Source organism: Xanthomarina spongicola (genome assembly GCF_003148645.1).
GTDB lineage: Bacteria > Bacteroidota > Bacteroidia > Flavobacteriales > Flavobacteriaceae > Xanthomarina > Xanthomarina spongicola.
On sequence record NZ_QGGP01000007.1, the window covers coordinates 13,632 to 38,971 of the forward strand.

The 25,340-nt window shown below is 31.2% G+C and carries 25 protein-coding genes; 12 read left to right on the forward strand and 13 right to left on the reverse strand.

Going from position 1 to position 25,340, the window contains the following annotated elements:
• The first annotated feature begins 1 nt into the window (after nt 1).
• The 3 genes from lepB to LX78_RS12175 are packed head-to-tail and all read left to right on the forward strand — an operon-like array spanning nt 2 to nt 2,557.
• Nucleotides 2–1,579: a signal peptidase I gene (lepB, locus tag LX78_RS12165; protein WP_109682942.1), complete on the forward strand. Its 1,578-nt coding sequence runs from the start codon at nt 2–4 to the stop codon at nt 1,577–1,579.
• 49 nt (nt 1,580–1,628) lie between these two features.
• Nucleotides 1,629–2,249 carry a WbqC family protein gene (locus LX78_RS12170; protein ID WP_109682943.1) on the forward strand — a complete coding sequence of 207 codons (621 nt, stop codon included), beginning with the start codon at nt 1,629–1,631 and terminating at the stop codon, nt 2,247–2,249.
• The gene (locus tag LX78_RS12175; protein WP_109682944.1) at nt 2,249–2,557 is read left to right on the forward strand and encodes a DUF6122 family protein; all 309 of its coding nucleotides are present in this window, start codon (nt 2,249–2,251) and stop codon (nt 2,555–2,557) included. The genes LX78_RS12170 and LX78_RS12175 overlap by 1 nt, the downstream gene beginning before the upstream one ends.
• On the opposite strand, the gene LX78_RS12180 is transcribed toward LX78_RS12175, so the two are convergent.
• From LX78_RS12180 to LX78_RS12215, 8 genes are all read right to left on the reverse strand, one after another.
• Nucleotides 2,549–3,571 carry an endonuclease/exonuclease/phosphatase family protein gene (locus tag LX78_RS12180; protein WP_109682945.1) on the reverse strand — a complete coding sequence of 341 codons (1,023 nt, stop codon included), beginning with the start codon at nt 3,569–3,571 and terminating at the stop codon, nt 2,549–2,551. The genes LX78_RS12175 and LX78_RS12180 overlap by 9 nt on opposite strands.
• Before the next feature lie 12 nt (nt 3,572–3,583).
• Nucleotides 3,584–4,453: a rhomboid family protein gene (locus tag LX78_RS12185; RefSeq protein ID WP_109682946.1), complete on the reverse strand. Its 870-nt coding sequence runs from the start codon at nt 4,451–4,453 to the stop codon at nt 3,584–3,586.
• 2 nt (nt 4,454–4,455) lie between these two features.
• Complete coding sequence (locus tag LX78_RS12190) at nt 4,456–5,214, reverse strand: rhomboid family intramembrane serine protease (RefSeq protein ID WP_109682947.1); 759 nt, start codon at nt 5,212–5,214, stop codon at nt 4,456–4,458.
• Nucleotides 5,215–5,229: 15 nt separating this feature from the next.
• Nucleotides 5,230–7,083 carry a DNA mismatch repair endonuclease MutL gene (gene mutL / locus LX78_RS12195; RefSeq protein WP_109682948.1) on the reverse strand — a complete coding sequence of 618 codons (1,854 nt, stop codon included), beginning with the start codon at nt 7,081–7,083 and terminating at the stop codon, nt 5,230–5,232.
• Nucleotides 7,083–7,367: a riboflavin synthase subunit beta gene (locus LX78_RS12200; protein ID WP_109682949.1), complete on the reverse strand. Its 285-nt coding sequence runs from the start codon at nt 7,365–7,367 to the stop codon at nt 7,083–7,085. Before LX78_RS12200 ends, mutL begins: the two co-directional genes overlap by 1 nt.
• Nucleotides 7,368–7,372: 5 nt before the next feature.
• A complete protein-coding gene (locus tag LX78_RS12205; RefSeq protein WP_146192579.1) occupies nt 7,373–7,588 on the reverse strand; it encodes a hypothetical protein in 216 nt (71 codons plus the stop codon).
• Between the two features lie 129 nt (nt 7,589–7,717).
• Nucleotides 7,718–8,203, reverse strand: coding sequence for a 6,7-dimethyl-8-ribityllumazine synthase (gene ribH, locus LX78_RS12210; protein ID WP_109682951.1), 486 nt, complete (start codon nt 8,201–8,203; stop codon nt 7,718–7,720).
• Nucleotides 8,204–8,228: 25 nt separating this feature from the next.
• Nucleotides 8,229–8,999, reverse strand: a complete 771-nt coding sequence (locus tag LX78_RS12215) for a tetratricopeptide repeat protein (RefSeq protein WP_109682952.1) — start codon at nt 8,997–8,999, stop codon at nt 8,229–8,231.
• Between the two features lie 132 nt (nt 9,000–9,131).
• Here LX78_RS12215 and recF point away from each other — a divergent pair, with 132 nt between their 5' ends.
• The 3 genes from recF to LX78_RS12230 are packed head-to-tail and all read left to right on the forward strand — an operon-like array spanning nt 9,132 to nt 10,923.
• Nucleotides 9,132–10,211, forward strand: a complete 1,080-nt coding sequence (gene recF / locus LX78_RS12220; RefSeq protein WP_109682953.1) for a DNA replication/repair protein RecF — start codon at nt 9,132–9,134, stop codon at nt 10,209–10,211.
• Complete coding sequence (locus tag LX78_RS12225; RefSeq protein WP_109682954.1) at nt 10,208–10,627, forward strand: lipocalin family protein; 420 nt, start codon at nt 10,208–10,210, stop codon at nt 10,625–10,627. Before recF ends, LX78_RS12225 begins: the two co-directional genes overlap by 4 nt.
• Complete coding sequence (locus tag LX78_RS12230; RefSeq protein WP_109682955.1) at nt 10,627–10,923, forward strand: DUF721 domain-containing protein; 297 nt, start codon at nt 10,627–10,629, stop codon at nt 10,921–10,923. Before LX78_RS12225 ends, LX78_RS12230 begins: the two co-directional genes overlap by 1 nt.
• A 71-nt stretch (nt 10,924–10,994) precedes the next feature.
• On the opposite strand, the gene LX78_RS12235 is transcribed toward LX78_RS12230, so the two are convergent.
• Nucleotides 10,995–13,538 carry a M4 family metallopeptidase gene (locus LX78_RS12235; protein ID WP_170109851.1) on the reverse strand — a complete coding sequence of 848 codons (2,544 nt, stop codon included), beginning with the start codon at nt 13,536–13,538 and terminating at the stop codon, nt 10,995–10,997.
• Between the two features lie 98 nt (nt 13,539–13,636).
• Nucleotides 13,637–14,056 carry a nucleoside-diphosphate kinase gene (locus tag LX78_RS12240; RefSeq protein WP_109682956.1) on the reverse strand — a complete coding sequence of 140 codons (420 nt, stop codon included), beginning with the start codon at nt 14,054–14,056 and terminating at the stop codon, nt 13,637–13,639.
• 89 nt (nt 14,057–14,145) lie between these two features.
• Between LX78_RS12240 and LX78_RS12245 the strand changes: the two genes are divergently transcribed.
• Genes LX78_RS12245 through LX78_RS12255 form a run of 3 tightly spaced genes read left to right on the forward strand, consistent with a single transcriptional unit; the run spans nt 14,146 to nt 16,899 of the window.
• On the forward strand, nt 14,146–15,165 hold the full coding sequence (locus tag LX78_RS12245; protein ID WP_109682957.1) for a DHH family phosphoesterase: 1,020 nt from the start codon (nt 14,146–14,148) through the stop codon (nt 15,163–15,165).
• Complete coding sequence (gene gldI, locus LX78_RS12250) at nt 15,158–15,709, forward strand: gliding motility-associated peptidyl-prolyl isomerase GldI (RefSeq protein WP_109682958.1); 552 nt, start codon at nt 15,158–15,160, stop codon at nt 15,707–15,709. Before LX78_RS12245 ends, gldI begins: the two co-directional genes overlap by 8 nt.
• Nucleotides 15,710–15,762: 53 nt before the next feature.
• Nucleotides 15,763–16,899 (forward strand): peptidylprolyl isomerase, encoded by a 1,137-nt coding sequence (locus LX78_RS12255; RefSeq protein ID WP_109683114.1) that lies wholly within the window; start codon nt 15,763–15,765, stop codon nt 16,897–16,899.
• A 53-nt stretch (nt 16,900–16,952) separates the two neighbouring features.
• Here LX78_RS12255 and LX78_RS12260 read toward each other — a convergent pair whose 3' ends face one another.
• Together LX78_RS12260 and LX78_RS12265 are read right to left on the reverse strand one after the other, a co-directional pair.
• Complete coding sequence (locus LX78_RS12260) at nt 16,953–17,507, reverse strand: hypothetical protein (RefSeq protein WP_109682959.1); 555 nt, start codon at nt 17,505–17,507, stop codon at nt 16,953–16,955.
• Between the two features lie 36 nt (nt 17,508–17,543).
• Nucleotides 17,544–19,004, reverse strand: a complete 1,461-nt coding sequence (locus tag LX78_RS12265; protein WP_109682960.1) for an aminoacyl-histidine dipeptidase — start codon at nt 19,002–19,004, stop codon at nt 17,544–17,546.
• A gap of 73 nt (nt 19,005–19,077) precedes the next feature.
• On the opposite strand from LX78_RS12265, the gene LX78_RS12270 reads away from it, so the two are divergent.
• Nucleotides 19,078–20,133 (forward strand): DUF3810 domain-containing protein, encoded by a 1,056-nt coding sequence (locus LX78_RS12270; RefSeq protein ID WP_109682961.1) that lies wholly within the window; start codon nt 19,078–19,080, stop codon nt 20,131–20,133.
• Nucleotides 20,134–20,182: 49 nt separating this feature from the next.
• Here LX78_RS12270 and LX78_RS12275 read toward each other — a convergent pair whose 3' ends face one another.
• Nucleotides 20,183–23,944: a T9SS type A sorting domain-containing protein gene (locus LX78_RS12275; protein WP_109682962.1), complete on the reverse strand. Its 3,762-nt coding sequence runs from the start codon at nt 23,942–23,944 to the stop codon at nt 20,183–20,185.
• A gap of 38 nt (nt 23,945–23,982) precedes the next feature.
• Between LX78_RS12275 and LX78_RS12280 the strand changes: the two genes are divergently transcribed.
• Both LX78_RS12280 and LX78_RS12285 read left to right on the forward strand, forming a co-directional pair.
• Nucleotides 23,983–24,783: a TrmH family RNA methyltransferase gene (locus LX78_RS12280; protein WP_109682963.1), complete on the forward strand. Its 801-nt coding sequence runs from the start codon at nt 23,983–23,985 to the stop codon at nt 24,781–24,783.
• Nucleotides 24,784–25,002: 219 nt separating this feature from the next.
• Nucleotides 25,003–25,296, forward strand: a complete 294-nt coding sequence (locus LX78_RS12285; RefSeq protein ID WP_342766619.1) for a GIY-YIG nuclease family protein — start codon at nt 25,003–25,005, stop codon at nt 25,294–25,296.
• Nucleotides 25,297–25,340 lie beyond the last annotated feature (44 nt).

Below are 25,340 nucleotides of genomic sequence, written 5' to 3' on the forward strand. Positions count from 1 at the left end.
TATGACATTTACGCAATTATTTATTTTCCTCCTAGCCATTCAAATTATACATGGATTAGGAACATGGAAATTATATATTAAAGCTGGTAGACAAGCTTGGGAAGCTTTTGTTCCAGTTTACAATGCTGTTATTTTAATGAAAATAATTAATAGACCTTGGTGGTGGACTATTTTACTTTTCTTGCCTATTGTAAACTTAATTATGTTCCCAGTAGTTTGGGTTGAAACTGCAAGAAGCTTTGGTAAAAACTCGACAACAGATACAGTTCTTGCCATTTTTTCTCTAGGTTTTTATAATTATTATCTTAATTATGCTTTAGATGTTGAACATATTAAAGATAGAAGTTTGCATCCAAAAACAGCAGCTGGAGATTGGGTAAGTTCTATTCTTTTTGCTATTGTAGCTGCAACCATAGTACACACTTATTTTATTCAACCTTATACCATTCCTACATCTTCTTTAGAAAAATCTTTATTAGTAGGAGATTTTCTTTTTGTAAGTAAGTTTCATTATGGAGCACGTGTTCCAATGACTACAGTTTCGGCTCCAATGGTACATGATACAATTCCTGTCATCAAGAAAAAATCTTACTTATACGACGATCATTTAGAAAATAAAAACACAGCTTTTATAAACAAGTTGTCTTTACCTTATATGCGTATTCCTGGTTTTCAGAAAATAAAGCAAAATGATATTGTTGTATTTAACTGGCCTGTGGACACCATGTTAAACATGCGTTATACAGATAGAAATAGATATAAGCCTATCGATAAGAAAACCAATTATGTAAAACGTTGTGTTGGTCTTCCAGGAGATTCTTTAGAAGTACGTGATGGTTATGTTTTTATAAATGGCAAACAAAACGAATTACCAGATAGAGCAAAACTTCAGTTTTCTTATAAAGTTGAAACTAAAAGTGGCCCTTTTAATAACGACCAATTAATAAAAAGGTATGACATAACAGATATGCCACAATATAACCAGGATTACTCCTTAAGTTATTTTCCTGGAATTACAGACGAAACATTAAATCAGTTTAAAAATCATCCAAATGTAAAGAGTGTTGAACCACTTAAACGTGAAAAAGGAGAACGTGAAGCAAGTGTCTTTCCTCATGACCCAAATTACAATTGGAATAACGATTTTTTTGGACCACTTTATATTCCTAAAGCTGGAGCAACCATCGATTTAAATTTAGAAGTCTTACCATTATACAAACGTGTTATTTCTGAATACGAAAACAAAACCCTTCAGGTTAAAGGAAACCAGATTTATATTGATGGACAGTTAGCTACAACTTATACGTTCGATAAAGATTATTACTGGCTCATGGGAGACAACAGACATAACTCGCAAGATGCAAGATCTTGGGGATTTGTGCCTTTCGATCACGTAGTTGGAAAACCTGTGTTTATTTGGATGAGTTGGGATAGCCATGGAAAACCACGTTGGGAACGTTTCTTTACAACGGTTCATGCTAGTGGGAAACCAGTATCTTATTTAATTCCATTCTTAATTTTACTAGCTGCTTGGTTTGGTTTTAACAAATGGAGAAAACATAAAAAAGCGAATAGTTAGTTGTTTAGTCGTAAAGTAATTTAGTTGAAATATTTTTACAACTTAACCAATGAACATTATTATCCATCCAACATACTTTCCAAACGTTGCTCATTTTGCAGCTATAGTTCAAGCAGAAAAAGTAACGTTTGAAATGGACGATAATTACCAAAAGCAAACCTATAGAAACAGAACCTATATTTATGGCGCCAATGGCAAATTACAGTTAAGCATTCCTATTATTCATTCGCAAAAAGTAAGACAAAAATATCGCGATATTAAAATTTATAATTCTGAAAACTGGCAGGCTATTCATTGGAAGTCTATTGAAACTGCGTATAGAACCTCACCTTTTTTTGAATTTTATGAGGATGATTTTCAACCTCTATTTTCCAAAAAAGCAGATTTTCTTTTAGAATTTAACATGACTTGTTTTAATGTTGTATTAGATTGTTTACAATTAGAAATTAGTAGTACCAAAACTGACAAATTTCAAAAAATAGTTGCAGATAAAACAGACTTTAGACATTTAGCAAATGCTAGAAAAGAACAGTCCTGGACGTTGGATGCTTATACGCAAGTCTTCAGCAATAAACATGGGTTTTTAAATAATTTAAGTATTCTAGATTTGCTTTTTAACGAAGGTCCTAATACTTTAAATTATTTAGAATCTCAAAATCTAAATTTTTAATGCTCCAGCCTATAGCACATTATGGCATCCACTTCTTAATACCTTTATTGGTTGCTTTAGTTTGGTATAAAAACAAATGGCTAACAGCATATTTAATTATGATAGCCTGTTTTTTAATAGATTTAGATCATGTATTAGCAAATCCAATGTTCGATCCAAACAGATGTAGCATCAATTTCCATCCATTACATACTTATTATGCCATTGCTATTTATGTAGTCTTATTAATTCCGAAGAAAACCAGAATTTTAGGTCTAGGTCTTGTTATTCATATCCTTGCAGATAGTGCAGACTGTGCATTAATGTAGTTTGAATGTAGCAAAAATTGGATAATGGTCAGAATACCTGTTATCGAACGTTTTAAAATCTGTGATTTCAAATTCTTTATTAGCGAAAATAAAATCTATTCTAACAGGAAAAAATTTAAAGTCGTAAGTTCTACCAAACCCATTTCCAGCAACCTTAAAAGCATCTTTTAAATTTCCTTTTATCTCTTTATAAACATAAGAGAATGCTGTGTTATTAAAATCGCCGCAAATAATCATTTTATAAGGAGATGCTTTTTTGTGCTTAATAAATAATTCTGCCTGAAACTGTTGCATCTTAAAAGTCTGCTCTACACGTTGTAAAAGTCTATCTGAATCTTCATGCTTTAGTTTTTCGACATTTGCATCAATACGAAGCGATTGCAAGTGTACATTATAAACTCTAAGAGTGTCCTGATCTTTTACTATATCCACAAAAATAGCATTATTAGAGGTCTCAGGAAATTCAACCGAACCAGAATTAATTATAGGATATTGTGAAAAAATAGCTTGTCCATACTTTACTTTTTTCCCTGAAAGCTTTTCAAATTTATATTTAAAAAAAGATAAGTCAATATTCTTATGTGGATGATATTCTTGTAAGCTTAATACATCTGGAGATTTTGCTTTTATAAAATCTATCATTTTAGTTTCTACATCTTTCTCTGGAATCCATTCGTATAAATTAAACAAACGTACATTGTAATTCATTATAGAAAGATCTGTTGCTCCTGGCTCCACATCTGAAGAAGAAAATTTATACAGTGAACCTAAAGTAAAATAACCAATAATTAAAACTATTAACGAAAGGATAAGTTGCTTTTTAACTTTAATTAACCAATATATAAAGAAGATGACATTGGTTAAAATTAAAAAAGGCACACCTAGACTTAAAACCGATAGGATTGCAAATGTTTTTGGTGGAAAAAAAGGCAAGAAATAAGAAAGTAAAAGCATGGTTGCTACTAAAGCATTAACAACATAAATTATTTTATCGATAAGCTTTAGATTCTTCATAAATACAAGCTATTATTTACCAGCTTTAAATAAAAATTCTTTTTCTTCTTTAGTTAGACTATCGTAACCACTTTTACTGATTTTATCTAAGATAACATCTATTTTTTTCTGTTTATTAAACTCTTCAAATTCTTTTTTAGCATAACCAGCTACCTTACCAGATTTCTTTTTGTGAACAGTTTTTAATGGTGATTTTTTCGATTTTTTAAACAAGCTTGCAAACCAATCCATAACGCCTTCAAACCCTTTACCTATATCGTTACCTTTACGTAATTGTACTGCATAAACATAGCCTAAAGCTGCTCCTCCTAAATGAGCCAGATTTCCTCCAGCGTTTAATCCGAAAAGTCCTAAACCATCTATAACTACAATGGCTACACCAAGATACCACAGTTTCAAATTAAAAGTAAAGAAACGCACTTCCATGTTTGGCATATAGGCACATAAAAAAATCAATAAAGCACGAACAGCTGCCGAAGCTCCAACTAATCTACTACTAGAATCAAAAAAAGATGGCACGACATTATATCCAAAAAGAAATAACAAGCCTCCAAATATGGCTCCTAAAAAATAGATGTTTAATCCTAATTTTACAGGGAACATATTTGCAAACATGCGACCAATAAAATAAAGCCAAAGCATATTAAACAATATATGCCAAAAATCGTAATGCGTAAAAGCATAGGTAAAAATGCTCCAAGGTTTCATAATAAATTCTGAAAAGTCACTTGGTAATTCTAACCAACCTAAACTTCCATTTATATTAAAGGATACCTTAATTATTAATCCAATAAAAAATATAAGTAAATTAACTACAATTATTTTTTCAAACACGTTTAAATGCTGAAGCTTATCTTGTATGTCTTTATTAAGAGAAGTCATATTTAGTCCCAACGATTTTTATTGAATTGTGTTTTTTTCCAATACCACATAATTAAAAAACCTGTTAATGCACCTCCAATATGAGCTACATAAGCCGTATTACTAGGACTGAAAAATGATTGACCAGTAATTGCTGAAATCAAATCTAATGCAATAATTCCAGGAATAAAATACTTGGCTTTAATTGGAACTGGTAAAAATATAAGCATCAATTTAGATTCTGGATACAACATACCAAAAGCTACTAACACTCCCATAATGGCACCTGAAGCTCCAACCATTGTACTGTTAAAAACTCCTACAAAATTTTGAAGTTGTTCTTGAGTTAAAAATTGATTCCAACGTGTATCGTAAACACTATAACCAGACTTCAAGGTTTCAATTGTTTGTGCTTGGTCGAAACCAGCTCCATTAAGTATATCCATTCCAGAAACAAATCTGAAATAATAATAACCTATCATACATATAGCTGCTCCCAAACCAGAAGAGATATAAAAGAATAAGAATTTTTTAGCACCAAAACGTTCTTCGACAGCAGTACCAAACATCCAAAGAGCAAACATATTAAAGAAAATATGCATAAAACCTCCATGCATAAACATGTGTGTGATTATTTGCCAAGGCTGAAAAGCTTCATTCTTTGGAAAATGTAATGCAAACCAATCGTAAAACAAAGTACCTCCACCAATGGCTAAGGTTCCAATAAACATAATGACGTTTATAATTATTAAATGTTTTACAGTATCTGTAATTTTATTCATCATAATACATGGTACTTAAATAAATTTTTTCTCTAATTCATCTACACTTAACGTAATGAATGTTGTTTTATTTGTTGGAGACATGTTTGGTTCTTTACAACCAAACAAACTATTTACCAAATGTTCTTGCTCCATTACTGATAACGATTGTCCCGTTTTTACTGCCAAACTCTTAGCCATAGACTTTGCTAACAAATCTGTAGAACTAAAATTACTGTCTGGCACATCGTTTTGGATATCGTTTATTAATTGTTCTAAGATTACTGAAACTTCGCTCTCTGGAACACTTACTGGAACTCCAGATATTTCGATAGAATCTTTAGACATATTAGAAAACTGAAAACCTGTATGCTCTAGATCTTGTTTTACCTGTTTAATTATCTCTACTTCTTGAGTTGAAAAATGAAGCTGAACAGGAAATAATAATTGCTGACTCATACTTTCTTTTACAGTAATATGTTGTAAAAAATCTTCGTACAGCACACGTTGGTGTGCTCTGTGTTGGTCAATAACCAACATTCCAGATTTAATGGTACTTACTACATATTTATTTTGAAGTTGAAACGTTGTTTGTTTGGTTTCAACTTGAGAGTCTCCTTTAAAAATAGAATCTGTTTGTTCTTCGCTTTCAAATTGAATACTACTAAAACCTTTTTGTGTTTGTGTTCCTTTAGATTCTAAACCAACATACAAACTATCCCAATTCATTGGTGTTTGCCTTTTAAAGGCCGTAGTTTGTTTACCAGAAATTTGTTTTTCCTCAAATGGGTTAAAGGCTCTATCTACTTCAATTTTTGGTGTGTTTGGGTTATTTACATCTTTATAACTGTAAGGTGTATCTAAATTTGCATCTCTTTCAAAATCTAATACTGGAGCAATATTAAATTGTCCTAAACTATGTTTTACAGATGCACGTAAAATAGCATAAAGTGTGTGTTCATCATCAAACTTAATTTCTGTTTTAGTTGGATGAATATTAATATCTATCGTTTGTGGATTTACATTAAGATTTAAAAAATAACTTGCATGTGTACCATCTTTTAAAAGGCCATCGAATGCCGAACTTATGGCATGATTTAAATAGGCACTTTTAATAAACCTGTTATTAACAAAAAAGTATTGCTCGCCTCTTGTTTTCTTAGCGTATTCAGGCTTTCCTACAAATCCAGAAATTTTAACCACTTCGGTTTCTTCATTAACTGGAACTAATTTTTCGTTAGTTTTACTTCCAAAAATATTTACAATACGTTGTCTGTAATTACTTTCAGGCAAATTAAAAACTTCACCTCCATTATGATACATCACAAAATGAATGTTTGGATGCGCTAAAGCTACTCTGTGAAATTCGTCAATTATATGACGTGTTTCTACCTGATTAGATTTCAAGAAATTACGTCTGGCAGGAATATTAAAAAACAGATTTTTAACTGCTATGGAAGTTCCACTAGGTGTAACTACTATATCTTGAGATACAACGTCGCTACCTTCAATTACTATTTGTGTTCCTACTTCATCTTTTTCTTGCTTGGTTTTCAATTCAACATGAGCAATAGCTGCAATACTAGCTAAAGCTTCACCACGAAATCCTTTAGTGTGTAATTGAAATAGATCTTCAGCAGAACGAATTTTTGAAGTAGCATGACGCTCAAAACTTAAACGCGCATCAGTAACACTCATTCCAGAACCATTATCAATTACTTGAACTAAGGTTTTACCAGCATCTTTAATTAGAAGTTTTATAGTAGTAGCATTAGCATCTATAGCATTCTCCATAAGCTCTTTAACCACAGAAGCTGGACGCTGTACAACTTCTCCAGCTGCAATCTGGTTTGCTACATGATCTGGTAATAACTGAATAATATCTGACATTAGCTGTTAGAAAAGAAAATGGATAAATCGAATTCAATAATAAAAAGGAAGATTAAAATCAGAATAGCTATTATAATTAAAACCCTTTTATTTGCTGTATTGTTTGAGTTGTTTTTATAATCGTCGAGTGCAGTAATAAGCTTGTTTTTTAACCCTTTATTACTTCCAACAGTTGTTCTAAAATCATCAAACTTATGTTTTATTTCATAAGGATTCCCTTCACCTTTATAATGTCTTGGTGAATAACTATACGTTTTATTTTTTCGTGTTTTAAAAATCCCCATACTATCTACTTTTCATATCCACTTAAAATATATAATAATACTAAAATAGCTATCAAAACTAATACCATATATAATGGAGAAGTTAAAAAACTACTTTTTCGCTTTCTTGTTCGTTTTAATTCTTGCCATTTCGACTGAATATCTTTTTCAAGATTATCGTCATTATCTTTTTGATACTTTGGTTTGATATTAAATTGTCTATTCTTTTTGAATAATGCCACGACTAATCCTTTGATATACTTCAAATGTACTTAAAATACAAAGAAATAAGGGTTTTGAAATGCCAAAAATTGTTAACAAAAAGCTTCAAATGAACTGAAATTAAAAGTAAAGTACTAATTGTAAGAAATCTAAGCCTTTCTATTTAAGTCTGCCATTTTTATAGCAGCAATAGCAGCTTCTGTACCTTTGTTTCCATGTATTCCTCCAGATCGATCAATGGCTTGTTGCATATTATTATCTGTAAGTACACAAAAAATTACTGGAACATGATGAAGAATATTTAAATCTTTAATCCCTTGAGAAACAGCCTCGCAAACAAAATCGAAATGTTTGGTTTCACCTTGAATAACACTTCCAATAGCAATTACTGCATCGACATGTTGTTCCTGCATTTTTTTACTACCAAAAATAAGCTCGTAACTACCTGGAACATTCCATCTAATAATATTTTCAGAAGACACTTCGTTTTCAATTAAAGCATTGAGAGCGCCTTGAAACAACCCTTCTGTAATGGTGTCATTCCATTCTGAAACAACAATCCCAAACCGAAAGTCTTTCGCGTTTGGGATTGAAGCTTTATCGTATTCTGATAAATTTTTATTTTCTGTTGCCATGTTTACTTTCCGAATAATCGGAGAATTATTTACCTGCTAGCGCTTGTGCTTTACCAATAAACACATCTATATTAGCTGCTTCTGTTGAAGACGCATAATTCTCTTTAATAGTATTAAAGTTAGTTAAAGCTTTATCGGCTTTTCCTAATTCTAAAGCAATTACACCTGCTTTATATAAATATAAAGGTGTTGTAAATTCGTTGGTTCTTAATTTTGCAGCTTGTTCGTAATAACCTAAAGCATCTTCTGGCTGGTTTAATTGTACAAAAGCATCTCCAATGCTTCCTTTAGCCATAGGAGCTAAAACTTCATCATCGCTAGAAAAATCACTTAAATACGTAACAGCATTTTTATAATCTTTAAGATTTAAATAAGCCATTCCAGCATAGTAGTTAGCTATATTACCTGCTTGTGTTCCACTGTATTCTGAAGCTATGTCTAGCATGCCTAATTTTCCTTCTCCACCATTAAGTGATAATGTGTAAAGTGAATCTTTAGCTGAACCTGTTACTGCTTCATTAAAATATTTCTTTGCTTGGAACATTTCGTTCATTGCTTCGTTTTGTTTAGGTTTTGCTATAAATTCATTAAAACCTAAATATCCTAAAACAATTGCAGCTACAATTCCTATAATAATAAAAATGTATTTTTGATTTGCTATAACCCAATCTTCTGTTTTAGAAGCAGATTCGTCTAGTGTATTAAAAACCTCAGCAGTTGTAGAGTGATCAACAATATCATTCTCTTTTTCCTCTTTCGTTGCTGGTTTATATCCTCTTTTCTTATAAGTTGCCATATATTCTAAATTAATGCGTGGCAAAAATATGATTTTTCTTCATATATAAAAGCCTATTTATTTGTTATTTTTCAATAATTTGCACAACCTTTTTTATTTAAAAATTCAAAAACAGAATTAAGTTGCTTTTTTATGATTTTAAAATCACTTTCATTACTAAACTATAAAAATTTTGAAAGTCAGTCTTTTGCTTTTAATAACAAAATAAATTGTTTTGTTGGAAACAATGGTGTGGGCAAAACAAATGTACTCGATGCTATTTATCATTTATCCTTTGGTAAAAGCTATTTTAACCCAATTGCTTCGCAAAATATTAAACATGACGAAGCCTTTTTTGTAATTAATGGCGATTATGAAAAAGAGGATAAAACCGAAAAAATTGTTATAAGTCTAAAAAAAGGTCAGAAAAAAATTATAAAAAGAAATAGCAAAGCCTACGAAAGATTTAGCGACCATATTGGTTTTTTACCTCTAGTAATTATCTCTCCTGCAGACAGAGATTTAATTACTGAAGGAAGTACGACCAGACGGAAATTTATGGATAGTGTTATTTCGCAAAGCGATAAACAGTATCTAGATAATTTAATTAATTATAATAAAATTTTAGTTCAACGAAATTCTTTATTAAAGTATTTTGCTCTGAATAATACATTTAATGCAGACACTCTAGAGGTATACAACAAACAACTTGACACATATGGAAGTATTATTTTTGAAAAGCGTCAAACTTTTTTAGAATCTTTTATTCCAATTTTTAAAGAGCGATATAAAATAATAAGTAAAGGAAACGAACTTGTTAATCTAAGTTATAGTAGTCACTTATTAGAAGACAAATTAGAAACACTTTTAAAGAAATCTATTAATAAAGACAAAGCATTACAATACACAAGTGTTGGTATCCATAAAGACGATTTAATTTTTGAAATTGAAGAACATCCTATTAAAAAATTTGGTAGTCAAGGACAGCAAAAATCTTATTTAATTGCTTTAAAACTGGCTCAATTCGATTTTATTAAAGCTCAAAGTGGTGTGAATCCTATTCTATTACTTGATGATATTTTTGATAAATTAGACGAAGAACGTGTGTCGCAAATTATTAAATTAGTAGACGACGAAAATTTCGGTCAGTTATTTATTAGTGATACACATGCTGAAAGAACAGAAAACGCCGTAAAACAGGTTCATCAATCTTATGAAATTTTTAAATTATGAAACGATTATTAATTATATCTATTATAAGTTTTTGCTTAATTAGTTGCTCAAAAAATCCTGAAACGTTTGTTGAACATCTTGAAGGTTATTGGGAAATTGAAGAAGTTATCTTAGTAGATGGCTCCAAGAAAAGCTACACCTTTAATGATACTGTAGATTATATTGAAGTTTCAGACAGTTTAGCTGGTTTTAGAATAAAATTAAAGCCTCATTTCGATGGTACTTTTAAAACCTCTAAAGATTCGGAACAATTCACTATCAAAATAGAAAATGATAGTTTAAATCTATATTACAAAACCCCTTTTGATACTTGGAAAGAAACTATTTTGTTAGCAACAGAAGAGCAACTAAAGGTTATAAATAAAAATAAAGCTGTATTTTTATACAAGAAATTTACTCCCATAAACTTAGATTAATGGCTAAACGAAATAACGACCATATTAGCATAGCAGATGCCTTAAAAGAATTTGTTGAAACCAACAAACTAGAATATGGTCTTGATGTTGTTAACGTTCAAGACACATGGAAAGAGATGATGGGAAATGGCGTAAATAACTATACAACAGACATACAATTAAAGAATAACACACTTTATGTGCAATTAAGTTCCAGCGTATTAAGAGAAGAGCTTAGCTATGGTAAAGAAAAAATAATAGCTATGTTAAATGAATCTCTTGGTAAAGAAGTTATTAAAAAACTTGTGTTGCGATAAAACGAGTAAACAATAAAAAAGCCTTGTAACAATTTGTTTACAAGGCTTTTTCTATATTAAAACTCTAGTACTTATTGCTTAATCAGCTTAATTACTTGAGTAGCATTTTTAGCATGAACATTCATGAAATAAATTCCAGAAGTTACTTGTGTGATATCTATAGTCTGTAGACTTTGTCCACTAGAAAGATCGATTGTTTTAATCAACCTTCCGTTAATATCAAATATTTCAGCTTTAACCAATTCGATATTATTTAGATTTTTAAGTGTAAACTCTCCATGAGATGGATTAGGAAACACTCTAATATCGTTTTGCAAACCTTCAAAATCTGTAACAGAAAGAATCATATCGCAATTATAAACTGAAATATCATCTACATACCAGCCCTCTCTACCATTACATCCATCTGTACCAACTTCAAATCTAAATTGAATGGTTGAATTTGCTGTAACTCCTAATCCAGATAAATTGATATAGCTTCTTCCCCAACTTCCAGAAGTTGAGCCTCCATCAGAACCAGTAAAAGCCTCTTCGCCAGCCATCGGGTTATCGTTTCCACCTGCATTAATTACACCATTATAAGCATTTTCTGTAAACGCACTACCAGGTAAAAGTGTCCACAATCCACCATCAAGACTATACTTTATGTTTGCTCCATCCCAACTATCTTCAGTAGAAATATAGTGCATAAAAGTCATTTCGAAAGTTCCAGTAGGTTGATCTGGAATATTTATAACTGGACTTTCCAATCTTAAAATTCCATTTTGTAATGAAGTTGTACAGTTACCATTTATAGGATCTACTCCAAAAATAGCTTGTCCAGTTCTACCATCTGGCAAATTAGATTCTAAAACCCAATCTCTTGATTCCCAAGTACCAGGATTTGATGCAATTTGAGACACAGTCCAACCACTCATACCAGATTCCCAGTCTTCTAAAAAGATTGGTGCTAATGATGCTGAGTTACAAGGATCTGCAGTAGCTGCTAATATTGGAATATATCCACAATTATCATCCATACGTAATTCGACAGCTAATAACACTTTAACCAACTCATCATAATCTGATGTAGTAATTATTTCACCTGAAGGTCCAACTGCAGCAGCTGTACTTAAACCTTCTAAATTAATTCCTAGTAAATCTGTACAAGAAGCTTCTAAAGCATCTGCTAACGAATAAAAATCACTTGTAGCAGTTAAGTATTCACTTTGAGCTCTCCAAAAAATATGAGCAGCTTTTGTAAAACCAATACCATTTATAGTTTGCCCATTATAAGTACCTCCATCTACTAAAAGAGCATAGGTATGATTTGGAATACCTGAATTGGAATGAACTCCTCCTCCATCTCCAGTACCACAGTAAAAATTTCCATCGGTTAACTTTCCTGGATCTCCATTACAAGGTGGATTCCACATATCTCTAATAGCACCTCCAAATGCTGTAGCATCTTCTCCCATTCTCCATCTGTCTGAACTATTACAAGCTGTTCTTAACGAATTATCATCGTCTGCATCTTCGTAATTATTCAACAAGTCAATTGTTTCTCCCCAAATATCTGAGTAAGCTTCATTCATAGCTCCAGATTGGTAAGCATAAATTAATCCACTTGTATATTCTGTATAAGCATGTCCCCATTCATGAGCAATAACATCATCTGAAGCTGTTCCATTACAATAATTTGCAGTAACTCCATTCCAGTTTGCGTTAGGACAAGAAATATTTGGATTATTATTAATAGTTCGCATTTGCGCATCTGCTCCATCATAAGACATGTAGCCAAAAGCATTATTAAAAAAATTATACATGTGAGCAGAAGCTTCAACTTCATTTTGCTGCCAAATACTTAACGTTCCTGGAAAAGCATCTCCTTCTTGCCATACAATATTAGACGTGTTGTTTTCATAAACAATTCTGTCTAAAGCATGAGCCATTCCTGTAAATTGTTCAGTGATTATTCCAGTATGCGCATTTACATAAACATACTCTCTTACATCTGCATCATTCCTAACTTCAACTTCATAAACTAAATAAGTAGCTCCAAAAGAATTATCAATTAACCCTTTTTGAAAAAGATATAAGTTAGTATCAAAAGCAAACAAAGAAACACCTGAATGATTAATTTCCTGCTTGTTTACCGTTTCAATAGCAATATTATTTGCTTGTGAAGAACTTATAGAAGGAATTGTATGGTTTTTTATGTTTGATACATAATTCCCATTTATTGCAGTTAGTTTATTTTCTGCATTAAAATGAAAACGTAGTTGTCCATCAAATACTGGAACATTATTTTTATGTTGTGTTAATACTAATTGTTTAAAACCATAATTGTCAATAACAACAGAACCAAAAGAAAAAGCAGATTCAATAGTTTGAAAAGGGAATATTTCTTTATTGGATTCTAAAAAGGAAACAACCTTCTCTTGAAGTGTTATACCTTCTAATTGCAACGGACTTGAAGCTGGAAACTTAATAAATTCTGCAACTCCATTTAAGTTTACAGTAATCTTAGCGTTGCTTTGAGTTTCCAATTTTTTAATTGCTTCTTGCATATTTTGTGCAGAAGCTATAGAGCTAATTAACACAAAACCAAGCAATAATATAATAGACTTTATCATAAGTAAATTTTTAGGTTGGGCGAATTTATAATAAAAATCACAAAAAAGCCTGAAAAAATAAATTTTCAGGCTTCTTATAATGTATTAAGATTGTTTTATTAAAACATCTCTCTTCCAGAAAAATGAAAAGCACCTTCTATAGCAGCATTTTCATCGCTATCACTTCCATGAACAGCATTTTCTCCAATAGAAGCAGCATATAATTTTCTTATAGTGCCTTCTGCTGCATCAGCAGGATTTGTAGCACCAATTAAAGTTCTAAAATCTTCTACAGCATTTTCTTTTTCTAAAATAGCAGCTACAATAGGACCACGAGTCATATATTCTACTAATTCTCCAAAGAAAGGTCTTTCGTTATGAACTGCATAAAATGCCTGAGCATCTGCTTTTGTCATTTGTGTTAATTTCATTGCTACGATTCTAAAACCTGAAGCATTAATTTTTTCTAAAATTGCGCCAATGTGTCCTTTTTCAACTGAATCAGGCTTAAGCATTGTAAATGTTCTGTTAGTTGCCATTTATATTTTTTTTAATTTCGTGCAAAAGTAAGGTATTTCATTATAATAACCTTAAAAACCAATATTAAAAAATTGTATCTTCGTTGCCTATGACAAAAGACGATATTAAAAAAATAAAACAACTGTTAAAAACACCTAAACAGATTGTTATTGTACCTCATAAAAACCCTGATGGAGATGCTATTGGTTCTACACTTGGATTATATCATTACCTTTTAAAACACAATCATAAAGCATCTGTAATTGCTCCTAACGATTATCCAGATTTTTTGAAATGGATGCCAGAAGAATCTAAAATTTTAAAATACGATTCACAGAAAGAGCAAAGTGATAACCTAATTAATACTGCTGATATAGTTTTTACTCTAGATTTTAATGCATTGAATAGAACTGGCGACATGGAAGATGCTTTATCAAAAAGTGAAGCTATAAAAATAATGATAGACCATCATCAGCAACCTGATGCTTATGCAACTTATATGTACTCAGATGTTAATATGAGTTCCACTTGCGAAATGGTCTATAATTTTATCGATATGTTAGGAGATAAAGACCTAATAGATTCTGATATTTCTAGTTGTTTATATGCTGGAATTATGACAGACACAGGTTCTTTCAGATTCCCTTCAACAACAAGTAATACACATAGAATTGCAGGAGATTTAATAGATAGAGGTGCTAATCATTCTGAAATACATAATCAAATTTTTGATACCAATAGTTATGAGAGAATGCAATTATTGGGTTGTGCATTAACCAATTTAAAAGTTCTACCAGAATATAGAACAGCATACATTACTTTGTCTCAAGAAGAACTTAATCAATTCAATTTCAGAAAAGGAGACACCGAAGGTTTTGTTAATTATGCCTTGTCATTAAACAATATAATTTTTGCAGCTATCTTTATTGAAGATTCGCAAAATAACATCATAAAAATATCGTTACGTTCTAAAGGACATTTCTCTGTAAACGAGTTTTCCAGAGCACATTTTGGAGGTGGAGGACACACAAATGCTGCTGGTGGAAAGAGCGATTTAAATCTAAAATCAACAATTGAAAATTTTATTAGTATATTACCAAGCTATAAAATTGCCCTAAACAATGAGTAGAATTATAACTTTAATAGTATGTGCTTTGCTTCTGGCTGCTTGTAAATCGCCCGAAGCCAGACGACCTATTTCTTCAAAATCCGGTTCATTTATTGATGCTTCTGTAGCTAGAAACATTAAATTAAATGAAAAAGAACAGTCTTATATTAAAAAAATTATGAAAGAAAATCCTGATGAAAACTATATAGCTTCAGAAAATGGATTTTGGTATTACTATAATATAAAACAACAAGCAGATAGCCTTATATCTCCAGATTTTGGTGATATTGTTAACTTTAATTATGATATTAAAACATTAAATGGGCAAGTTATTTATACTAAAGACGACATAAAAACTCAAAATTATGTCATGGATAAACAAGAACTTTTTTCTGGATTAAGAGAAGGGTTAAAACTAATGAAAGCTGGAGAAACGGTTACTTTCATGTTTCCATCGCAAAAAGCTTATGGATATTATGGAGATGAAAATAGAATTGGAACAAACGTGCCATTAATCTGCGAAGTTTCTGTAAACTCCATTATAGATAATCAACAAGAACAATAAATCACTAATTTTACACCAAACATTAATTACAAATGAACATTTTAAAGCATACTATGAAAATTTTATTCCTAACTATTTTATTAAGTTTCACATCTTGTGAACAGCAAAAATATCCTGATTTACAAGATGGTCTTTATGCTGAATTTGTAACCAATCAAGGCATTATGGTTGCTAAACTTAACTATAAAGAAGTACCTGTAACTGTAGCTAATTTTGTTGGTTTAGCAGAAGGCACGCAACCAAACCTTCCTGATTCTTTAAAAGGAAAGAGATATTACGATGGTACTACTTTTCACAGAGTTATCGACAAATTCATGATTCAAGGTGGAGATCCAACTGGTAGTGGTTCTGGAAACCCAGGATATTCGTTTTTAGATGAGTTCCATCCAGATTTAAAACACAACAAGCCTGGTATTTTATCAATGGCAAACTCTGGTCCTGCTACAAATGGAAGCCAGTTTTTTATTACTGAAGTACCAACTCCTAATTTAGATAACAGACACGCTGTTTTTGGCGAATTGGTTATTGGATTAGAAGTACAAGACACCATTTCTAATGTTGCAGTAAGTCAAGGCAACAATAAGCCTGTTGAACCTGTTGTTATAGAAACCATTAATATTATTAGAGTAGGAACAGATGCTGAAGCTTTTGATGCTGCTAAAGTGTTTGCAGAAGACTTACCTAAAATAGAAGAAAGACAAAAACAATTAAAGGAAGAAGAACAAGCAAAAATGAAAGAATCTGCTAAGCAAGCTGGTGAAGAGTTTTTAAAGAAAAATGAAGCTTTTGCAGGTACTATTAAAGAATTGCCTACTGGCTTAATAATGATTGTTACTGAAGCTGAAAATGGTGTAAAACCAAATTCGTCTCAAAAAGTCCTTGTTAATTATGCTGGATACTTTGAAGATGGACGTTTGTTTGATACCTCTTGGGCTGAAATTGCAAAAGAAAATAATCAATATAACGAACAACGCGACACACAAGGAGGTTACAAACCATTCCCTATGATTTATAACGAAACAGCTCAATTAGTACCTGGCTTTAGAGAAGCGATGCTAAATATGAATGTAGGCGATAAAGCTCGTGTATTTATTCCTAGTTATTTAGGTTATGGAGCAAATGGCATGGGACCAATTCCACCAAACACAAATTTAGTTTTCGATTTAGAGATTTCTGGATTAGCTGAATAATTAACATACAGCATATAAAATAAAAAAAGCAGCTCGATGAGCTGCTTTTTTGTTTAAATAGATTCATCAATCGGTTTCGTTTCATTTCCGATTTTATATTTTATTCTACTTCCAGAAAAGCTTGTAACATATCCATAAATCACTTCTTGTCTGATTTCTCCATCAACATTGTATTCAATCATCAAGCTATTATCATTTGTTATTCCAACCCATTTTGTTTTCACTTCACCAATTTCAAGTTTAAGAATTTGAGTTGGTTCTCCTCCAATAATTTTAATTTGTGAAATTTCTCTTCCAGTTTCATTTATTAATGTAACAATCATTGTATTCATTAAAAATATAACAAAGTATGTATAGCAAATAACAATAGGAATATTTAAAAGCATTATCAAAGCCGTTCTTAAATACTCTTTCTTATTCTCTCTTTTAGTATTATAGTCAAAGACTATTTTTACAAGAATTACTAAATTAATAATTCCTACAATAATTATAAAAATTAATCCATAATAAGCTATTATAGATGAGTAAGTGAAATAAAATATAACTAATAATAAAGTCCCAATTAGAAATGATACTAATGCAGTGTAAACTCCAATCTTATTAATCATAAATTATTAAATATAAAATTAGCAATAACAAAAAAATTACTTCTTAGGAATCTGTTTCAAAATCTCTAAAACAAACTTCCAGTATTTTTGAGCTGAAGATATTTGCGCTCTTTCGTCTGGCGAGTGTGCTCCTTTAATATTTGGACCAAAACTAATCATGTCCATGTCTGGATAATTCTGTCCAAGTATACCACATTCTAATCCAGCATGACAAGCAGCCACATGCGCTTTTTGTCCATTCATTTTCTCGTATAAATTATCCAACACTTTTAAAATGGCAGAATCCATATTAGGTTTCCAACCAGGATAATCTCCAGAAAATTCAACTTCGCAACCTGTTAATTCAAACGTGGCACGTAGCATATTGGCTAAATCCCATTTTGAACTTTCTACAGAAGAACGTGTTAAACATCCTATCTTAATAGCACCATCCTTAACTATTACTCTTGCAATGTTATTTGATGTTTCTACCAAATCTGGAATATCTGCACTCATTCTATACACACCATTTAAAGCTGCATACAAAGCTCTGGTCAAACCTTCCTGAACACCTAAATCCATGATGTTTTTAGGAGTTTCAGTTTTAGAAACCACAATCTCTAAATCTGGTTCCTTGGTTTTTAATTCTGTTTTTATCTCGTTAGCATAGTCAGCCATTTCAGCTTTAAAAGCTTCTTCGTGAATAGCGTCTATAGCTACAATAGCTTTGCTTTCTCTAGGAATAGCGTTTCTTAAACTTCCTCCATCGATTTCAGAAATACGTAATCCAAAATTTTCAAAACCATCAAATAACAAACGATTCAATATTTTATTGGCATTTCCTAAACCTTCATGAATTTGCATTCCAGAATGTCCACCTTGTAGTCCTTTTACTGCAATTGTATATCCTGTTTTAAATTCAGGTGTTTCTTCTTCATTATAGGTTCTTGTAGCAGTTACATCGACTCCTCCAGCGCAACCAACACCAATCTCATCATCTTCCTCAGTATCTAAATTCAAAAGAATACTTCCTTCAAGCAAACCACCTTTTAAACCCATGGCTCCTGTCATTCCTGTTTCTTCATCAATAGTAAACAAAGCTTCAATAGCAGGATGAGGAATATCTGTACTTTCCAAAATAGCCATAATAGTTGCTACACCTAAACCGTTGTCTGCACCAAGAGTTGTGCCTTTAGCACGAACCCAATCGCCATCTACATACATGTCAATACCTTGAGTTGCAAAATCGAAATTGGTATCTGCATTTTTTTGGTGAACCATATCTAAATGCGATTGCATAACAATTGTTACACGATCTTCCATTCCTGAAGTTGCTGGTTTTTTAATAATCACATTACCAACTTCGTCTTCTATAGTTTCAAGATTTAACTTTTTACCAAAATCTTTCATAAAAGCAATTACTTGTTCTTCTTTTTTTGAAGCTCTTGGCACAGCATTTAAATCGGCAAATTTATTCCAAAGTTGTTTTGGTTCTAGGTTTCTTATTTCTGAATTCATATCTGTTTTTTAAAAGTTTTACAAAGGTACTTATATCTTATAGAGTATTAAAACATTTGACTATTTTTGAAAGATGCTGAAAAACCCAAAACCATATATAGCCTTTTCTATAGTTCCATTATTCTTGATAGTGAAGCTCCTCAAGCAATTTCCTGAAACTGTTGAAACCTATTATAGTCTTGGTATTTATCCTGTAATTTCGAGTTTGTTTCGATATAGTTTGGGCTGGATTCCCTTTTCATTTGGAGATTTATTTTATGGCTTTGCCATTATCTACATAACAAGATGGTTTATAATAAACAGAAAACGCATTTTAAAAGACACGAAACATTGGTTGATAGATGTCTTTGCTGCCTTTTCAATTATATATTTTGCGTTTCATTTATTTTGGGCCATGAATTATTACAGATTGCCTTTACATAAAAGTTTAAATCTAAATTCAGATTACACAACCGAACAACTAATTTCTGTGACTGAAAAACTGATAGAAAAATCGAATACTCTTCATTTAGAATTGGCTGAAAACGATTCGACTAAAATCGATATACCTTATAGTAAAAATGAGATTTTAAGTATGGTCCCTGAAGGTTACGACGCATTGCAAAAAGAATTTCTTCATTTAGAATATCATCCAAAAAGTATAAAAAAATCGTTATTTAGTTTGCCCTTAACGTTTATGGGCTTTAGTGGCTATTTAAATCCGTTAACCAACGAAGCACAAATTAATAGTTTGATTGTTCCATACAGATATTCTGTGGTTGCTTCTCATGAAGTGGCGCATCAATTAGGATATGCTAAAGAAAATGAAGCCAATTTTATTGGAGGTTTGGCTGCAATTAATCACCAAGATATTTATTTTAATTATAGTGGCTACACGTTTTTATTGAAACATTGTTTGATAGAATTATATAAGCGAGACCACGATTTATATTTAGAAATTTCAAAAACAGTAAACAAAGGGATTTTAAAAAATTATCAAGAAGTGCAATTGTTTTGGGACAGTTACCAAAATCCAGCAGAACCATTTTTTAAAATATTTTACAGTCGTTTTTTAAAAGCCAACAATCAAGAAAAAGGTATGGAAAGCTATAGTTATGTGGTGGCACTAATTGTTAATTATTTGAAATAAAAAAGGGCTTCAGAATATTTCTGAAGCCCTTTTATTTTTTTTCAATATTTTATTCAACAATAAGCTTTTCAACAATTTTAAAATTACTTCCAACCAATTCGACAAAATACATGCCTTTTGATAGGTTAGAGACATTAAATTGAATGGAATTCAAATTAGAAACAGTATTCGTTTTCATTACTGATTTTCCTTGTAAATCAAAAATATTCACTTTTATGTTGCTGTTAACATTTGTATTAAATTGAACATTCACTAGCTGAGTTGCTGGATTTGGATACATACTAAATTGGGTTGAATTAAAACCTTCAACTGAAAGATTAGCAACAAACTCTGTTTCGAATGTATTAGTTGTAACTGCTGGATTAAAATCGAAATAGATGTCTGCATAATTTGGAATTATATCTCCTTCTGCATATCCTGCTAATGGTTTAATTTTAAAATAAATATAACCATGACTGTTTGGTTCATCCATACTTTCGCTTGGCAGATTAATATCTTCAAATTCCCAAGTTAAATTACCATCTACTCTAGTTAATACATAATCATGACTTGCATTTAGCATTTTAAAAGTAGTAACATCTAATTGAGAATCTAATACATCTTCCACTCTTATATTTATAGCTTCAGCTGTTCCTAAGTTTTGGAAATTTATAATATAAAACAAGTAATCTTCACTTGTAAAATCATTCAACTTAATTTCTGGACCATGAGATTCAACCTTATTATTTGGATCGTAAGAATTGACTACAACTTCGGTTAATATAGACTCATTATTTTCTAAATTAATATCACTTACATTATAAACAACAGAATTAGTAATTATATCTCCAGCAACTAAACTAGGTGGAACATTTAGTCTTACTGTAACAACTTCCTCATTATTTGGCTGTAAATTATTAAAGTTTAAAATAAACCCAGTAGCAGTATTAGTTACTGTATTTCCTGGTTCTACATATAGAACATCTAAGAGAGATAATAAAGGGTCATGTGTAAACTCTACTGAACCAGACACTGGAATGCTACCCAAATTTTCAATAATCAAATTATTATAATCAATTATCCCAGGACGAGGTGGTACATAAGACAATAGATAAACACCAATATCACTACAATCTGTTATTGGATTTACTGGAAAATTAACCTCAACGGTCTCTCCAATGACAGCTGTAACATCTTCTACTAATGTGAAAGGCTGACTTAAACAACTATTATAACCTTCAAACATAACAAAACTAATATCATAAGTATCACCTTCTTCTGTAATAGGAATTAAAAAACTACCTGTAGATGAATTCACATAGTTTATTACACCATCATTATTAACTTCATACGTAAAGACACCTTCGCTAAAATTTAATTCAGAAGCATCTAATACGCCATTAGAATTTTGATCGATAAATGCATTTACTTCAATAAGACCTATAGCATCAATACAGAATATATTAAAATCTATTGGTGTGTAATTATTTGTTTGACAACTAATAGAACCATCTGATTCTACTTTTATTGTAATTGTATCTCCTGAAGATGTGAATGTTAATCCAGTAACATCTCCAGAATTTCCATAAGGCGTGTCTTCATTTAAATTGGTAACACCATCAGAATCTAAAACAATTAACTCATCCCAATCTACTTCTACTTGTCCTGAATTAAAAAAGACTGTTAATGGCGCACCATTATCACTTGTAAAAGAATATTCGGTTGTTTCGTCGTTTACATAACAAAAAGTTACATTTTCTTCGCAAGCTATTGGGCAATCTGTATCTACAATTAAGTCTAACGATGTAGTATCAAAACATCCAGCAAACTGATTTTCAACTCGAACATATATTGTTTGTAGATTAGCCACTACATTCAAATATCCAGAGGAGTTTAAAGCATTCAAACCAGAATCTGCATCTGCTTGAGTTTCATAATAGCTAACCACATAATTATTAGCATTTAATCCTTCAAGAATTTCAGCATCCTTTGTGCTTAAATTAAATGTTGAGAAGCCGTCATTAGTGCCATCAAAATCACAAATCGTATATGGTGAAGGCATGATAATATTTGGTGATTCTTCAACAAAAAGTTCAACAATACCAAAGCCAATACATTCTTCAACTGTACTTTCACCTCTAGTAAAAATGGCTTGAGGATTTGAATTATTTGTATAAACTTCTGGAGAAGCTATAGGATTGTTATTATTTTGAGCATCAACTTCAGTTTCAAAAAACGTAACAGTAATATCTGTTTGACCATTAGTTATTTCTGGTATAGTATCAGCTAAATTAAATTCTGCTATACCATCGTTAGATTCATCATCGCATTGAAACAAAGTAACAGTTTGTAGTTGCACGCTATCTATAACATTCAAATAGCATTCAATTAAGCTATAACAATCAGAATTTTGGTCATCTACTCGAGCAATAATTGTCTGAACAAAAATTTCCTCATTGACATAAGGACTTAATAATTCATTATTTTCATTATCAGCATCAGCAAACGTTCTATAATATCTTACTTGATAATCAGGATTTCCTCCAGTTACTGAAACATCCATAGATGCTAAATCAAATTCAGCAAATCCTTGCTCAAAACTGCAAGCTAGAATTTCAGATGCAAATATTGTTGGTGAAAGACTAACTATTAAATCAAACTGAGTCGTTTCGTAATTACTTGTATTGATATCATCAACACGTACATATATAGTCTGAGGATTTGTTATATTCGTATAAGTGCTAGGGTTTGTAATAATATTCGTATCATTCTCTGCATCTACTAAGCTTTCATAATAATTTATAATACTACATGTGGTTCCTCCATTTATAATATTTGTTTGAACCGTTAAATCGAATATAGAAAACTCCGTATCGCTACATATTTCTAAATCATCAGGGTCTTCTCCAACTAAATTTGGAGTTAAAGTTATAGTTTCTGAGATTGTAGTTGGGTTTCCTGTATTAGGATCTATATATGTAACCACTAACGTAAAAGTTTCCACTGTAGTTGGACATACATTAATTGACATATCTGTACTAATCAAAGTATTAGTCTGGTTGTACCACTCATAGGTATTATTTGTTGTACTACCAAATGGATTAAATCGCCATGCTTCGTTAATGGCTTCCCATTGCCCAGTATTTCGTCCAGTCGGAACAACTGCTTGAGTTCCTTCTGGGTTTTGGATTCCCACTACAGAACTTCCATTATTCCAAGTCTCGCAAAGTGGTTTGTTTAATAAGTAAACTTCAATGACATTTGTAGTTTCATATAACACCATCATTTGCGTAGTAAATAAATCATCACATAAATAATTTGGTGCTAAACTAGTACTATAGACAAATGCTCTAAATGGAGCATCGCCAATTATTTCCCAACCATGTTGGTGTATATCCATATCATGCATGGCTCCAAAAATATTGGCGCCAATAAAGGCTGTATTTGTATTATTTGGCAATTCTTCAGTAAATGCCCATTGATGAAAACCATCAGCTAAACTTGTATCGAAAGAAATGGCACCATTCCCACTTGTTAATAATGCAGAATACGCATTCCCATAAAAATAAAAATTAAATGGCAATCCAATAGCATTACTCCATCTATCGTCTAATCCTATTAACACATTTTCTAAACCATCAAAAGTAGTTGGAGGATTAAAAGAAATACTCTCAACTGTATAATCTATGGTATTTTCAATATTCGGAAAAGTAGCTGTAAGAGTTGAACAACCTGTCGTACAATCTAAATTTTGATCTATAATTGAGAATTGTGAAAAAGCTGAGGTTGAAAAAATGAGGGCTACTGAAAAAAAAAGTAATTTTTGCTTCATAATAATGTAACTTTGTGAGTCTAAATATAGGTAATTTAATGGCTTTCAAACAAATAACAAGTGCTAAAAATTCTTACATTAAAGAACTTGTACTTCTTAAAGAAAAATCCAGAGCACGAAAAAAATCTGGTTTATTTTTAATTGAAGGTGTACGTGAAATTGGGCTTGCAATTAAAGGAGGATATACAATTGACACCCTTTTATTCTATCCAGAATTATTTTCTGAAGAGCAATTAAACGCTCTAACTACATCACAACATAATACGATTGAAATATCTAAAGAAGTTTACCAAAAACTAGCTCATAGAGAAACTACAGAAGGCGTTATTGCTGTTGCAAAAGCTAATGAGTTTTCTCTAATAAATTTAAGTTTCAAAAATAAAAATCCTCTAATATTAATTGCAGAAGCTCCTGAAAAACCAGGAAATATTGGAGCTCTTTTACGTACAGCTGACGCAGCAAATATAGATGCTGTAATTATTGCAAATCCAAAAACCGATTTATACAATCCTAATATTATACGTTCTAGTGTAGGTTGCATTTTCACGAATCAGATAGCAACTGGAACGACTTCTGAAATTATTCAGTTTTTAAAAGAAAACAACATTAATATTTATTGTGCTGCTTTACAAGCAAGCAAAAATTATCATACACAAGACTACACAAAACCAACAGCTTTAGTTGTTGGAACAGAAGCTACTGGACTTAGTGAAGAATGGCTAGAAAGTTCTTCTCAAAATATTATTATTCCTATGCAAGGTGAAATAGATTCTATGAATGTGTCTGTTGCAGCAGGCATCCTTATTTTTGAAGCCAAAAGACAGCGAAATTTTCTGTGATAATTTCGAGAAAAGCACAAAAGTACTAAAATAATAAACACTTCGACTGCGCTCAGTGTGACACTGAAGATTCCTTTTAAATATTCATAATATTATCATAACTCTTTTTGACAATAAAATAGATTTAAGTTATCTTCAATAAATTATAGTTCAAATGTCAGCTTGAGCGCAGTCGAAGGCCTTTAACTCCTAAAAGATATATTTATCTATTATGTTTATATTCTTAAATGTTCAGACGAATCATATTACACTGGAATTACTAATAATTTGGACAGACGTCTCAAAGAGCATATTTATGGAAAATATAAAGATTGTTACACTTATAGAAGACGACCATTAGAAATACAATTCCAAGAAACATTCATTGATGTATTACAAGCAATTTATTTTGAAAAGAAAATTAAAAAATGGACTAAAGCTAAGAAAAAAGCTTTAATTAATGGTGATTTTGACATGCTCCAAATTCTTTCAGAATGCAGAAATGCTACGCATTACAAGTATTACGGAGAGTAACATCTTATATTAAATACGTCATATAAAAACATTAAAATGCGACA